We start from the raw sequence: 13,860 nt of genomic DNA on the forward strand, positions 1-13,860 counted from the left end.
ATATTCTTTGCAATTTTTATCTGTTTTAAACCGTTCAGTAAACTCTAAAAGGTTTTGTCCTGTAAATAAATCCATAATCACCCTATTTTATTGACTTACAAGATATGAAATTATCTACTTACCTCAAAAAAAGTTTAATCTTGGTCAAAATATCTTCTACGTTGTCGACTTTTAAAGAACAACCTTTCCTAAAAAAAAAAATGTATCGACGTAAAAAAAGCAAAAATAACGTTTTTAAGAAGATTTTGTAGTAAAGTACCAATTCTATTTTGTTCTAGATTTCTTTTTAGAATGCAGAAGATTGTTGTTTTTAAATGAATAAGCAAAAGCCAAAACCATTTAAGTATAAAAAGATGGTACATTTAATAGTATAACGCAGAACTCCGGAGAATTAAACCCAAGATTCCACTAAATAGTGAAACCAATTTAGTAGGTGAAGCGGGATTAATTTAACTAATAATTTTTAAATTCATAGTTACGCTATTTTTATAATTAAGTTTCACTAACATGAGTGTCCGTTTATTTTTTTTTGTTTGATAAACCTTGCTAAAATAAAGGATTCTGAAAATTTTTTAAAAGACACCTTGCTTTTTTGAAAATAATTTCTTCAAGATAAAGTAGTCAAATTTATTAAGTTTATAGCTATTTGTCAAATAGTTAATATCAACTCTTGGTTCTAAAAGCGAATCAATCTTACCTCTTTTATCAGACAAGAATGTTTAACTAATCATAACAAGTAGATGGTTTTTTACAAATATGACCTTTGTCATAAAATAAAATTTAGTTTCCCTATAAATTTACATTGTAAAAATAATTGAACTGGATTTAAAACTTATGATGTCTTTAATGCTTTCAATATTAGTAATTACCATTGCATTATTTGTTTGGGGAAAGTATTCACCAGACGTTATTGCTTTAGTTTCTATGTTAAGTTTATTTCTGGCTGGCGTCCTTAATTTAACAGAAACATTAAGCGGTTTTAGCAATCCTACGGTAATTATGATTGCTGCTTTATTTATTATCGGCGAAGGATTATCTCAAACAGGTTGGACCGCTTTGGCAGGTAAAAAACTTATAGAATTAGCTGGTAAAAGCGTTCCTAAATTACTAGTAATTATCACTTTAGGATCTGGTATACTTTCTGGTTTTGTGAGCAATACGGGTACAGTTGCAACTTTATTACCTGCAACTATTGCTTCTGCTTGGAGTATTGGCACCATGCCTTCTAAAATATTAATTCCTGTAGCTTTTGGCTCAAATACAGGGGGTTTATTAACGCTAACAGGAACACCTCCAAATATTATAGCAAACAATGCGCTAATAGAAGCTGGCTTTGAAGGGTTTTCTTTCTTCGAATTTGGTTTGATTGGTTTACCGCTCTTACTTATTGCAATTCTATATTTTAGATATGTTGGATATCGATTTCTACCAGAAAATAAAACCAATAATAAACCTATAAATATAGATGCTACTTTGCACGAATGGATTCAAGCATATAGCATAGATAATGATTATTATAGATTAAGAATTAGATCTATATCTCCGTTATTAAATACCAAAATCTCTGAGTGGGATTTAGAAAATAAATACAAAATAAATATCATCCGTTTAAAAAGAAGACATCCAAACAGATTAAAAGGAGTGCAACCCTTTATAGAGTTACCAGAAGAAAACACAAAACTCCTCTATCATGATATTATTACTGTAAAAGGACATACAGAAGATATAAACAAGTTAATGATTACTTTTAGATTGGGATTATTAGCAAAAGAATCTGCTGAAAAAGAACTGCGACATAATTTAATAAACCAAGAAGTTGGTATGTCTGAAGTAATTGTAACGCAGCAATCTTTTTTAGTTGGCAGAGAAATAAAATTACACGAATATTTTAAAAGGTACGGCATTCAATTATTAGCGACGTCTAGCCATAGAAAGCCATTTTTAGAAGATGTTTTAAGGGTAAACGCTGGTGATAGTTTTATTATTAGAGGCTCTTGGGAAAATATAGAAAAATTAAGTGAACAACATAAACATGTGGTTGTAGTAGGTAGACCCGAAGAAATGTTAAAAGATGTAGATGAGCTAACTACAAAATCTTACATCGCTTTAGGCGCTTTAATATTAATGATTGTGCTATTAGTTTTAAAGGCTGTTCCTGGTTCAATAGCTGCACTTATTTCTGCAGGAATTGTATTATTTTCAGGTTGTGTACCGTTTTCTAAAGCGTATAAAAGTATCAGTTTTACAAGTGTAGTGATGATTGCTGCTATGATACCAATGGGCGTTGCCATTCAGAAAACTGGAGCCGCAGAAATGATTTCTAATTCATTAATTAGTATTTTAGGAAAAGATAATCCTACATTTTTACTAGGTGGAATTTTCCTACTAACCACCACTTTTAGTCAATTTATCAACAATTCCGCAACTGCTGTTTTAATGGCGCCCATCGTTTTACTGGCTGCAAACACATTACAAATTTCACCTGAACCATTATTAATTACAATTGCAATTAGTGCATCTACAGCATTTTTAACACCTATAGGAACCACGACAAATGCTATGGTGATGAGCTCTGGTGGCTATAAATTTTTAGATTATTTTAAAGTAGGACTGCCGCTGTTAATCCTCTTTCTAATCACAACTTTAATTCTCGTGCCAATTATTTGGCCATTTTAATATCAATTTTAAAAGAAACGTTTATGAAAACAAAAGCAATTATTCCAAACAAATCAGATTTAGGAGTTTACGGTATCCAAAATGTAAAGGTAAATTGGAATTTACCTCCTGAAGAATTACAGAAAATAACCGTAGAAAAAGGAATGGGTAAAGAAACTAAAAACGGAACTTTAGCCATTAATACAGGTAAATTTACCGGTAGATCTCCTCAAGATCGTTTTATTGTAAAAGATGAATATACCACAGATAAAGTTTGGTGGGGAAAAACAAATAAACCTATTTCATCAGAAAACTTCGATAAACTGCAACATAATGTAGTACACTATTTATCTGATAGAGAATTGTATGTAAGAGACGGTTATGTTTGTGCAGACCCAACCTATAGAACAGATATTAGAACAATTACAGAATACCCTTGGTCTAATTCTTTTGTTTATAATATGTTTTTAAGACCAACTGCAGAAGAACATGTTGCTTTTAATGAAGATTGGCTGGTACTTTGCGCACCTGGTTATGTGTGCAAAGATCCTAAAGCATACGGAATTCGTCAAGGAAACTTTTCTATTATCAACTTTACTAAAAAGATAGCACTCATTGGTGGTTCTGCGTATACAGGGGAAATCAAAAAGGGAATTTTTTCTGCTCTAAACCTAATTTTACCCATAGAACGAAATGTGTTGCCAATGCATTGTTCTGCAAATGTTGGCGAAGACGGCGATACGGCTATTTTCTTCGGATTGTCTGGAACAGGAAAAACTACTTTATCTGCAGATCCTAAAAGAAAATTAATTGGCGATGATGAACATGGTTGGACTGAAGAAAACAACATTTTCAATTTTGAAGGAGGTTGTTATGCAAAAGTAATTGACTTATCTGAAGAAAAAGAACCCGATATTTTTAGAGCAATTAAACCAGGTGCTTTACTAGAAAATGTTGTTTTTGATGAAAATAACGATGTAGATTATATGGATAGTTCTCTTACACAAAATACGCGCGTAAGTTACCCGATTTACCATATAGATACAATTCAAGAACCCTCATTTGCAGGCAATCCTAAAAATATCTTCTTTTTAACCTGTGATGCCTTTGGTGTTTTGCCTCCGGTTTCTAAATTAACTCCCGGACAAGCGGCGTATCATTTTATTTCTGGTTATACGGCAAAAGTTGCCGGAACAGAAGCAGGTATCACAGAGCCTGTACCTTCTTTTTCTGCTTGTTTTGGTGAACCCTTTATGCCGTTACATCCAACAAAATATGCAGAAATGTTAAGTAAGAAAATGACCGATGCAGGCGTAAATGTTTGGCTACTAAACACGGGTTGGTCTGGCGGCCCTTATGGTGTTGGCTCTAGAATTAAATTAAAATACACAAGAGCCATGATTACAGAAATTTTAAACGGTAATTTAGAAGGAGTTGAATTTGAGCAACACCCAATTTTTGGTTTATATATGCCTAAATATTGTCCTAATGTACCTATAGAAATGCTAGACCCAATGAATACATGGTTGCAAAAAGGCGCCTATATTAGTAAAGCAATTCAGTTGGCTCATTATTTCCATTTAAATTTTGAAAAATTTGCAGCAGAAGCTTCTGATCAAATAATAGAAGGTGGACCTTTAATTGATGAACATCACCATTTAGAACACCTATAGTTTCTTTTAAGCTAGATTTTTATGAGAATTAAAAATCTAGCCTTTTTTTTATTTTTTTTGCGATGAAAAACAGACTTATTTACACCTTATTAATTTTCAATTTTATTACTTTTCAAGCACAAACAAAATCAGAACAAAACATAGGTAGCTGGTATCTATATTATGGCAATCATATACTATCTGAAAAATGGAGTTTAAAAACTGGTTTTGAAGAGCGCAACTATCAAACATTTCAAAACTATAATTTAACCTTATATTTATTAGGAGTAAACTATAAAATAACAAATAAGCTTACTGCTGCAACTAGTTATTTATACCTAGATATTGATAGAACTTTTGATCCTGATGTGGCTCCTAACACTAGAGAAAACAGATTTTACGAACAATTATCCTACGCTACAAAGTATTTTAAAATTCCTTTTTCGCACCGATTTAGAATAGAACATCGGTTTTTAAATTCTTTAGGCGTAAAAACGAATATTAACAGAGCTCGGTATCGAATAAAAGCGAAATTACCATTAAGTAAAAAGTTTTATATCATGGCTAGTAATGAATCATTTTTCAATTTTAAAGGAAAATTATATTCTGAAAACAGATTTATTACCGCTTTTGGTTTTAAAGCAACTAAAAAAATATCGCTAGAAGCAGGTTATTTAGGACATTATATTAATGATTTGCATTTAGACAGAATTCAAGTTGCCTTGTATTTGAAAACAGATTTTAGAAAAAAATAAGTTTTTTTACGTAAACGATGAAATGCTTTCAAAAACATACATCAAAAAAAAAAATTTACCATTGGCGCATTCCTATGAATACTAATTTCATTAAAAACCTCGAGGTTTTGCCTCGAGGTTTTTTTACATAATTTGAGTCTTAGTTTAACTCTTTACTTTTTTTATGGCTTGTTCAATATCAGCAATTAAGTCAGCTGCCTCTTCAATACCTATGGAAAAACGAATTAACCCATCTTTTATACCTCTTTCTAAACGTTCTTCTTGGCTTAACAATGCATGTGTAGTTTGCGCAGGGCTTACCGTTGTGCTTTCTAAACCAGCTAAACTCATAGAAGGTTTTATCAATTGTAAATAGTTTTGAAACTTTAAAGCATCAATACCTTCTTTTAATTCAAAAGACAACATCGCACCAAAACCTTTCATTTGTTTTTTAGCCAATTCATATTGAGGATGACTTTTTAATCCTGGATAATAAACGGTATTAATATTAGCATTGTTCTCTAAATATTCTGCCATAATTTGAGCATTTTTTGTTTGCTCTTTTACACGCAGATTTAAGGTTTTTAGGCTTCTTTCTAACAACCAAACTGTTTGATCGCTTAAATTACCTCCTAAATTAATAGCAGTTTTCCAAATCAACGCAATATGTTCTTTAGATGCTGCAATAGCTCCTGCAGAAATATCAGAATGACCTCCCATATATTTAGTGGCAGAATGAATGATAATGTCTATTCCAAAATCAAAAGGAACCTGATTAATTGGCGAAGCAAACGTATTATCTATCATCGTAATGATCTTATTTTCTTTTGCCAAATCTGCAATTGCTTGCATATCTGTAATTCCCAATAACGGATTAGAAGGTGTTTCGATATACAAAATTTTTGTATTTTCTTTGATTAAGGGTTTAAAATCGGCAACATTGTCACTCTCTGTAAAAGAATATTCAATTCCGTATTTATCAAATTCTGTAACAATTAAATTATAGGTTCCGCCATAAATTACTTGTTGAATAATAACATGATCTCCTGCTTTCAAAAAAGCAAACATTGCGGTAGAAATGGCAGCCATGCCAGAACTAAAAATCAAAGCGTCTTCAGTGTTTTCTAATGCAGCAATTTTTTTGCATAACATTTCTTGATTTGGCGTATTATAATAACGCGGATATCTTTTTACATCAACATTATCAAAAGCATACGAAGTAGACATAAAAATTGGAGAAACTGCTCCTTTAAATTGTTCATCTTTTACTTCACCAGTGTGAACGCATGTAGTATTTATTCCTAGTTTTTTTTGGTCTTTCATTCAAAAAATATTTAATTGCTAAATTAAGAAATCCTATTCTATCTTTCTCTAAAAAATTAATATCTTCGTTTTATGATATCAATAGTACTCATTGGCAGCGGAAATGTTGCTACTCATTTATACAATGCTTTTTTAAATGTTGATGCTATTTCGGTTACTCAAATAGGTGCTAGAGTATTAGATAAAGTTCCTGATGCAGACATTACTATTATTGCAGTTTCTGATGATGCCATTGCAACAGTTTCATCGAAAGTAAAAAATAGTTTTGTAGTGCATACTTCGGGAAGTGTTGGCATGCATAATTTGCAAAATAACACTAGAAAAGGTGTTTTTTACATGTTACAAACATTTTCTAAAGATAAAAAAGTAGCTTTTTCTAAAGTTCCGTTTTGTTTAGAAGCCGAAAATGCAAAGGATTATGCTTTGTTAGAAACGATAGCTAAATCAATAGGAAAAAAAATCTATTCAGTAAGCTCTGAACAACGAAAAACACTGCACGTTGCTGCAGTTTTTGTAAATAACTTTACAAATCATCTCTATAAAATAGGGAATGATATTTGCGAAAAAAATAAGGTTCCGTTTGATATTTTAAAACCGTTAATACAAGAAACAGCTTTAAAAGTTAATCAATTATCGCCAGAAAAAGCACAAACAGGACCTGCCATCAGAAAGGATCAAAAAACAATAAAAAATCATTTAAATTTGCTAGATACTGATCAGCAAAAAATTTACAAAATCTTAACGAAATCGATACAAAATGGAAATTAGCTACAAACAACTTTTACCCAAAATTAATACCTTTATTTTTGATGTTGATGGTGTTTTAACAAACGGAATGTTAACAATTATGCCAAGTGGCGAATTGGTAAGACACATGAATGTAAAAGATGGGTATGCTATGAAAACTGCCATAAATAAAGGATATAGAATTTGTATTATATCTGCCGGCACCAATGAATCTGTAAAAAATAGATTAGCCGCTTTAGGGATTCCGGATATTTATTTAGGAGCACACAACAAAATTGAAAAGTACAACGAATTGGTTACTAAATACGAATTAAAACCTGAAAACGTACTTTATATGGGCGATGATATTCCTGATTATCCTGTAATGAAAGTTGTTGGTTTGCCATGTTGCCCAAATGATGCCGTTCCAGAAATTCAGCAAATTGCTACTTATATTTCTAATAAAAAAGGTGGTGATGGCTGTGTTAGAGATGTTATTGAGCAAGTTTTAAGAGTGCAAGGAAACTGGAATTTCGACTTTTAATACTGAAGTATAAAGTCTTGTTTAATTTGTACTTGTGTTTATCTGTTTAAATTTCAATTCTATACTAGAATTTCATGTAATGTGATTTTTTGAAAAAATTAATAATAACAATTTTGAATATTTTTTTAAAGACAACTCAAAAATCTATTTAGTACTAAAACTTATAATAATTATGAATAAAATAGTTCTCACTTTCGTTCTTTTAGCATTTTCAGCTTCTATTAACGCACAAACAATTTTTGGTAAATGGAACTCTCGCAATGAAGATACTGGCAAAGTAGATTCAGTTGTAGAAGTGTATGAAAAAGACGGAAAAGCTTTTGCCAGAATTACAGAAATTATGAATCCTGACAGAAAAAATGCAGTTTGTGAATTGTGTGAAGGAGAAAACAAGAACAAACCACTTTTGGGTTTAAATATCCTTACTGGTTTAGAAAAAGATGATAAAGAATGGTCTGGAGGTGAGATTTTAGACCCTAGAAACGGAAAAGTGTATAAATGTTATATACAGCTGATACAACCAAACAAATTAAAATTGAGAGGTTATATTGGTGTTGCCTTATTTGGAAAAACTGCGTATTGGGAGAGAGCTGAATAGTGTTTAGTGTTTAGTGTTTAAAACTAAAAATATTCAATTAAGCGTGCATCATTTATACGAAGTATTAGTAAAAATCTAAACTTTAAGGAGATTAGAAAAATGCTACACGCTTAATTTCTTTCTTCTAACATGGGGACAAAAGCAAAATCGCCTAATTCATGCTTTTCAAATTCTTTAGCAGATTTTCGGATAAATAGAGTCATAATTTGAGAGGAATCGCCAACCGGAATTAATAACATCCCTCCTACTTTTAACTGCCCTAATAAAGGTTTTGGCACAAAAGGTGCGCCTGCGGTTACTATAATTTTATCAAAAGGTGCCTGCTCTGGTAAACCTTTATAACCATCACCAAAAATAAATCTCTTTGGTTTGTAACCCAACTTTGGTAGAAACAAAGAAGCCTTTTTAAACAACTCCCGTTGTCTTTCTATGGAGTACACTTCTGCTTTTAATTCTAGTAAAGCAGCTGTTTGATATCCAGAACCTGTACCAATTTCTAACACTTTATCGCCTTTTTTAATTTCTAAAGTTTGAGATTGAAAAGCAACCGTATAAGGTTGAGAGATTGTTTGGTCCGCCGCAATAGGAAAAGCTTTGTCTTGATAGGCGTGAGATTCGAAACTAGAGTCGATAAACAAATGACGCGGAATTTTGCGAACGGCATTCAATACATTTTCGTCGGTTATTCCCTTTGCTTTTAAAACAGTAGCTAATTGATTACGAAGTCCTTGATGTTTTGCTGTGTCTTTCAATTGTTGGTTGGTTTCAGAAGCTAAAAATAGTAATAAATTGAATTAAATTCTTATAAAATTGTATCTTTGTTTTCGTTCGATTTTAAAATCGAAAAATTCAAAATTAACGTCCTTATAAAGATTAAAATTAAACTTATTTAAGTAAAATGACAAGTAGTCTTTTTACTTAAATAGCTTATCTATTTTATTCAAAAGACAAAAAAATATACATTTATGTTAAAAGTTGGGGTTCTAGGAGCAGGTCATTTAGGTAAAATTCATCTTCGTTTGCTAGCGCAATCAGAAAAATATGATTTAATAGGATTTTACGATCCTTCAGCTGACAATGCAAAAGAGGTCGTCAAGAATTTTGGGTACACATCTTTTGGTTCTGTTGATGCATTAATAGATGCTGTTGATGTTGTAGACATTGTGACACCGACATTATCTCATTTTGATTGTGCTAAAAATGCCATCGAAAAAGGCCGACATATTTTTATTGAAAAGCCAATTACAAACACAGTTTTAGAAGCAGAGGCTATTAAAACTTTGGCAAGCCAGTATCATGTAAAAGGTCAGGTTGGGCATGTAGAACGTTTTAACCCTGCCTTTACTGCTGTAAAAGATAAAATAAACAATCCTATGTTTATTGAAACACATCGATTGGCAGAATTTAACCCAAGAGGAACTGATGTTCCTGTGGTTTTAGATTTAATGATTCATGATATTGATATCATACTTTCTGTAGTAAAATCTAAAGTAAAAAATGTACATGCTAGTGGCATTTCTGTGATTTCTAAAACACCAGATATTGCAAATGCTAGAATTGAATTCGAAAATGGATGTGTTGCCAATTTAACGGCAAGTAGAATTTCTATGAAGAACATGCGTAAAACACGTTTTTTTCAGAAAGATGCTTATATTTCTGTGAATTTTTTAAGTAAAGAATCTGAAGTTGTGCGCATGAAAGATGTACCAGAAACACCAGATGAATTTGCTATGATTTTACAGAATGATGAAGGCGTAAAAAAACAAATCTATTTTGAGAACCCAGAAGTGACTAATAATAATGCAATTTTAGATGAATTAGAAACTTTTGCTGACGCTATCAATAATAATTCAACACCTGTTGTTACTTTAGAAAATGGTGCAGATGCTTTAAGACTTGCACAGCGAGTTATTGCTTGTTTTAAAACAGAAAAAGATCTTAAAGTTTAAGTGTTTGCTGACAAGTAATTGCGCCTGCCTGCAGCAGGCAAGTTAGGTATTGAAGTGGGAATCCTTTTTTTTTTAAAGCTATTAAATCATAAAAATACAGCAGAAAGTAAAATAGCTTTTTAGCAATAACGGTAAAAAAAAGATTGAAACGTAAAGCCTGTTAAAACGCCCAAATAATAATTAATTTTTAAAAGATTAAGTATTCAAATATTTATCTTTTATTTATAAAACTAAAAAATACATTCATGAAAAATATAGCTGTCATTGGTGCTGGAACCATGGGAAATGGAATTGCACATACATTTGCTCAATTTAATTATAACGTTCATTTAATTGATATTTCTGAAGTTGCTTTAGAAAAAGGATTGGCAACTATTACCAAGAATTTGGATAGAATGGTGGTTAAAGAAAAAATATCTGAAGCTGATAAAATCAACACTTTAGACAACATTACCACATTTACAGAAATTAGCAAAGGTGTTAAAGATGTAGATTTAGTTATTGAAGCTGCTACTGAAAATGCAGTTTTAAAATCGAAAATTTTTAAAGAATTAGATGGTGTTTGTGATGAAAAAACCATTTTAGCTACAAATACATCTTCAATTTCTATAACACAAATTGCGGCGGTAACAAACAGACCCGATAAAGTAATTGGTATGCATTTTATGAATCCTGTGCCAATTATGAAATTGGTAGAGATTATTAGAGGTTATAATACCACTGATGAAGTAATGAATCTTACGATAGAACTTTCTAAAAAAATAGGTAAGATTCCTGTAGAAGTAAACGATTACCCTGGTTTTGTTGCCAATAGAATTTTGATGCCCATGATTAACGAATCTATTGAAACGTTGTATAATGGCGTTGCTGGTGTTGCAGAAATTGACACCGTAATGAAGCTAGGTATGGCGCACCCAATGGGACCTTTACAACTTGCAGATTTTATTGGTTTAGATGTTTGTTTGTCTATTTTAAATGTAATGTATGACGGCTTTAAAAACCCTAAATATGCTCCTTGTCCATTATTAATAAACATGGTTATGGCTGGTAAATTAGGTATAAAATCTGGTGAAGGTTTTTATGATTATTCAGAAAATAGAAAAGCAGAGAATGTAGCTAAAATGTTTGCCTAAAAATTATTTTCGGTTTATTGATGTGTATGAACAAGCAATTTTTATGTATACTTTTCTTTTTTATTTCTATGCTTGTGTATGCCCAAGATAAAAGTAAATCAGTTTTAAAACCTTTTAAAATAGGTTTTTTGTACAATTATGGCTCAAATGAAAATTTTATTTTTGATGATCCTGATTATACGTACACGTCAAATACTTATAAATTACAAGCCTTTTACAATTTAGGAAATTGGAAAAATGTTGATTTTGATTTGATTGTACAACCACAGGTTCAGTTTTTAAAGCATCAATTGATTAATGAACAATATATAACACCAGATCAAGCAGACTATTTAAGGAAAAGAATAGCATTTACAGCATCTAAAAAAATGAATCTGTATGGTTTAGAGTTTGGTTTTGCATCAAAAATTAAATTAACCCAAGAACTAAATTTACAGGGAACCATAAGTTTGGGCTTTTCTTATATTGATACTCGATCAGAGCGCCTAGCAAAAGGATTTACATTTATTGAGAATTTCTCAATCGGACTTTCTCATCAAATTTACGAGCACTCATTTCTTTATATTGGTAGTAATTTTGGGCATGTTTCAAATCTTAATTTTCAGAAGCCCAATGATGGTTATAATATTTTAGGACTAGAAATTGGGTACTCTTATTTATTATTTTAAATTGACAAAAAAACAACTTGATGTTTAATGAATATCTAGGCAGAACCGTCGAAGTATCAAAAAAGAATAACCTTTTTAATATTTTGACGAAAAGCATCGGGCATGAAACCCAATATACTACTAAATACTAAAAACAAGTTCAGCAAACGAAGCGGGATTAGCCGGCTTTCAGTGCAGGCAGCTTCAACTTACAATTTGGAATTCATAGCTGCACTATTCTTCAAAATTGAGTTTCACTTATAAATTTACAAGAATACTTGAAAAAAATAGGCTGAAAAAACAAAATACTTTGTTTTTTCAGCCTATTTAAAATATAAATTATCAAAAGTCTCTGATAAAAAATCTATTTATTTACCCAACCAAGAATTTAACATCCAGATTGTTTTTTCTTGTTCAGAGATAAAATCACTCATCATTGCGTTTGTTCCTTCATCATCAGATTCGTCAGAAAGATCTAAAATTACTCTTTCTATCTCTAATAATTTAGACAATGAGGTTACGACTAGCTCTACTGCTTCTTCATCATTAGAAATATTTTTACCTACAGGCACGTTTGCATGTTCTATATAATCTTTAAAAGTGTGCAAAGGTTTTCCTTGTAGGGTTAAAATACGCTCTGCTATTTCATCTATTTTTACTTGAGAGTCTGTATACAGCTCCTCAAACTTTACATGTAATTCGAAAAAGTTTTTACCTTTAATATTCCAATGTAAACCTCTTAAACTTTGATAGTAAATTTGAAAATTTGCTAATAAGCCATTTAAACTTTCAACAGATTCTTTTGAGTCTTTTTTTTCTAATCCTAATATATTTTTAGTCATATCTTTGCTTTAAATTATACCACAAATTTAAAATAAAATAATGAAGATAAACTATAATTAATATTGATAGTTTTAATATCTTTATAAAAATTTCTTATACAAATGACTATTACCCAATTAAAATACGTTTTATCGGTTGCAGAATACCAAAACTTTACGGTTGCCGCAGAACATAGTTTTGTGACACAGCCAACATTAAGCATGCAAATACAAAAATTAGAAGATGAATTAGATATAAAATTATTTAATCGTTCTAAAAAACCTATTGAGCTTACTGAAATAGGTAAAAAAATAGTAGAGCAGGCAAAGGTAATTGTAAATGAAAGCAACAGAATATTAGACATTGTACACCAACAAAAAGGCTTTATTGGCGGCGAATTTAAACTGGGAATTATCCCTACAATTATGCCTACATTGTTACCAATGTTCTTGAGTAATTTTACAAAAAAATACTCGAAAGTAAAATTAATTATTGAAGAATTAACTACAGAAGAAATCATTAGAAAACTAACAGATGGTCATATCGATGCCGCCATTGTTGCGACTCCATTAGAAAATGAAGCGATTAAAGAAAGACCTTTGTATTATGAACCTTTTGTTGGCTTAATTCCTGAAAATCATCGACTATTTAAAAACAAACTAATTTCTGCGGACGAATTAGAAATGGAAGATATTTTGTTGTTAGAAGATGGTCATTGCTTTAAAGAAAGTGTCCTTAATTTATGTAGAACTCATAAAATTGATAACAAAAAAGGCTTTCAATTAGAAAGCGGAAGTTTTGATACACTCATTAAACTTTCTAAAGAAGGTTTAGGAATGACGCTTCTGCCCTATTTGCATACTTTAGATTTAAATGATGTTGATAAAAAGCATTTGCGCGAGTTCACCAGTCCGCCACCTGCAAGAGAAGTGAGCTTAATTTATCATAAATCGCAGTTAAAAATGCAATTAATTGAAGCTTTAAAGAAAACTATTGATGGTGTTATTAGAGGTGCTATTTCTTTTTCTGACGTAAAAATTATTAGTCCGATTAAAAAACAGAATTAATCTATTTGAC

At 31.0% G+C, this 13,860-nt stretch carries 13 protein-coding genes; 10 read left to right on the forward strand and 3 right to left on the reverse strand.

All coding sequences use genetic code 11. The features are described 5' to 3' along the window. Positions 1 to 846 precede the first annotated feature (846 nt). The 3 genes from ES044_RS13090 to ES044_RS13100 all read left to right on the forward strand — a co-directional run bounded on the left by ES044_RS13090 (position 847) and on the right by ES044_RS13100 (position 5,062). Complete coding sequence (locus tag ES044_RS13090) at positions 847 to 2,676, forward strand: SLC13 family permease (protein ID WP_223813559.1); 1,830 nt, start codon at positions 847 to 849, stop codon at positions 2,674 to 2,676. A gap of 23 nt (positions 2,677 to 2,699) precedes the next feature. After that, a complete protein-coding gene (pckA, locus tag ES044_RS13095) occupies positions 2,700 to 4,328 on the forward strand; it encodes a phosphoenolpyruvate carboxykinase (ATP) (RefSeq protein WP_147119541.1) in 1,629 nt (542 codons plus the stop codon). Positions 4,329 to 4,390: 62 nt separating this feature from the next. Further along, positions 4,391 to 5,062 carry a DUF2490 domain-containing protein gene (locus tag ES044_RS13100; protein WP_147187244.1) on the forward strand — a complete coding sequence of 224 codons (672 nt, stop codon included), beginning with the start codon at positions 4,391 to 4,393 and terminating at the stop codon, positions 5,060 to 5,062. 144 nt (positions 5,063 to 5,206) lie between these two features. Here ES044_RS13100 and ES044_RS13105 read toward each other — a convergent pair whose 3' ends face one another. Continuing rightward, a complete protein-coding gene (locus ES044_RS13105; protein WP_147187246.1) occupies positions 5,207 to 6,364 on the reverse strand; it encodes a trans-sulfuration enzyme family protein in 1,158 nt (385 codons plus the stop codon). A 72-nt stretch (positions 6,365 to 6,436) separates the two neighbouring features. Here ES044_RS13105 and ES044_RS13110 point away from each other — a divergent pair, with 72 nt between their 5' ends. The 3 genes from ES044_RS13110 (at position 6,437) to ES044_RS13120 (ending at position 8,232) form a co-directional block, all read left to right on the forward strand. Next, positions 6,437 to 7,132, forward strand: coding sequence for a Rossmann-like and DUF2520 domain-containing protein (locus ES044_RS13110; protein ID WP_147119538.1), 696 nt, complete (start codon positions 6,437 to 6,439; stop codon positions 7,130 to 7,132). Beyond that, positions 7,122 to 7,634 carry a KdsC family phosphatase gene (locus ES044_RS13115; protein WP_147187248.1) on the forward strand — a complete coding sequence of 171 codons (513 nt, stop codon included), beginning with the start codon at positions 7,122 to 7,124 and terminating at the stop codon, positions 7,632 to 7,634. The genes ES044_RS13110 and ES044_RS13115 overlap by 11 nt, the downstream gene beginning before the upstream one ends. 172 nt (positions 7,635 to 7,806) lie before the next feature. Next, positions 7,807 to 8,232, forward strand: coding sequence for a DUF2147 domain-containing protein (locus ES044_RS13120; RefSeq protein ID WP_147187250.1), 426 nt, complete (start codon positions 7,807 to 7,809; stop codon positions 8,230 to 8,232). 110 nt (positions 8,233 to 8,342) lie between these two features. Here ES044_RS13120 and ES044_RS13125 read toward each other — a convergent pair whose 3' ends face one another. Further along, positions 8,343 to 8,984 carry a protein-L-isoaspartate(D-aspartate) O-methyltransferase gene (locus ES044_RS13125; protein ID WP_147187252.1) on the reverse strand — a complete coding sequence of 214 codons (642 nt, stop codon included), beginning with the start codon at positions 8,982 to 8,984 and terminating at the stop codon, positions 8,343 to 8,345. 213 nt (positions 8,985 to 9,197) lie between these two features. On the opposite strand from ES044_RS13125, the gene ES044_RS13130 reads away from it, so the two are divergent. The 3 genes from ES044_RS13130 (at position 9,198) to ES044_RS18985 (ending at position 11,982) form a co-directional block, all read left to right on the forward strand. After that, on the forward strand, positions 9,198 to 10,181 hold the full coding sequence (locus ES044_RS13130) for a Gfo/Idh/MocA family protein (RefSeq protein WP_147187254.1): 984 nt from the start codon (positions 9,198 to 9,200) through the stop codon (positions 10,179 to 10,181). 245 nt (positions 10,182 to 10,426) lie between these two features. Beyond that, positions 10,427 to 11,314 carry a 3-hydroxybutyryl-CoA dehydrogenase gene (locus ES044_RS13135; RefSeq protein ID WP_147187256.1) on the forward strand — a complete coding sequence of 296 codons (888 nt, stop codon included), beginning with the start codon at positions 10,427 to 10,429 and terminating at the stop codon, positions 11,312 to 11,314. 26 nt (positions 11,315 to 11,340) lie between these two features. Then, a complete protein-coding gene (locus ES044_RS18985; RefSeq protein WP_223813560.1) occupies positions 11,341 to 11,982 on the forward strand; it encodes an acyloxyacyl hydrolase in 642 nt (213 codons plus the stop codon). A 347-nt stretch (positions 11,983 to 12,329) separates the two neighbouring features. Here ES044_RS18985 and ES044_RS13150 read toward each other — a convergent pair whose 3' ends face one another. Next, complete coding sequence (locus ES044_RS13150) at positions 12,330 to 12,803, reverse strand: Dps family protein (protein WP_147119532.1); 474 nt, start codon at positions 12,801 to 12,803, stop codon at positions 12,330 to 12,332. Positions 12,804 to 12,905: 102 nt separating this feature from the next. Here ES044_RS13150 and ES044_RS13155 point away from each other — a divergent pair, with 102 nt between their 5' ends. Then, on the forward strand, positions 12,906 to 13,850 hold the full coding sequence (locus ES044_RS13155; RefSeq protein ID WP_147119531.1) for a hydrogen peroxide-inducible genes activator: 945 nt from the start codon (positions 12,906 to 12,908) through the stop codon (positions 13,848 to 13,850). The last annotated feature ends 10 nt before the right edge of the window (positions 13,851 to 13,860 follow it).

Source organism: Polaribacter sp. IC066 (assembly GCF_007997085.1).
Lineage (GTDB): Bacteria > Bacteroidota > Bacteroidia > Flavobacteriales > Flavobacteriaceae > Polaribacter.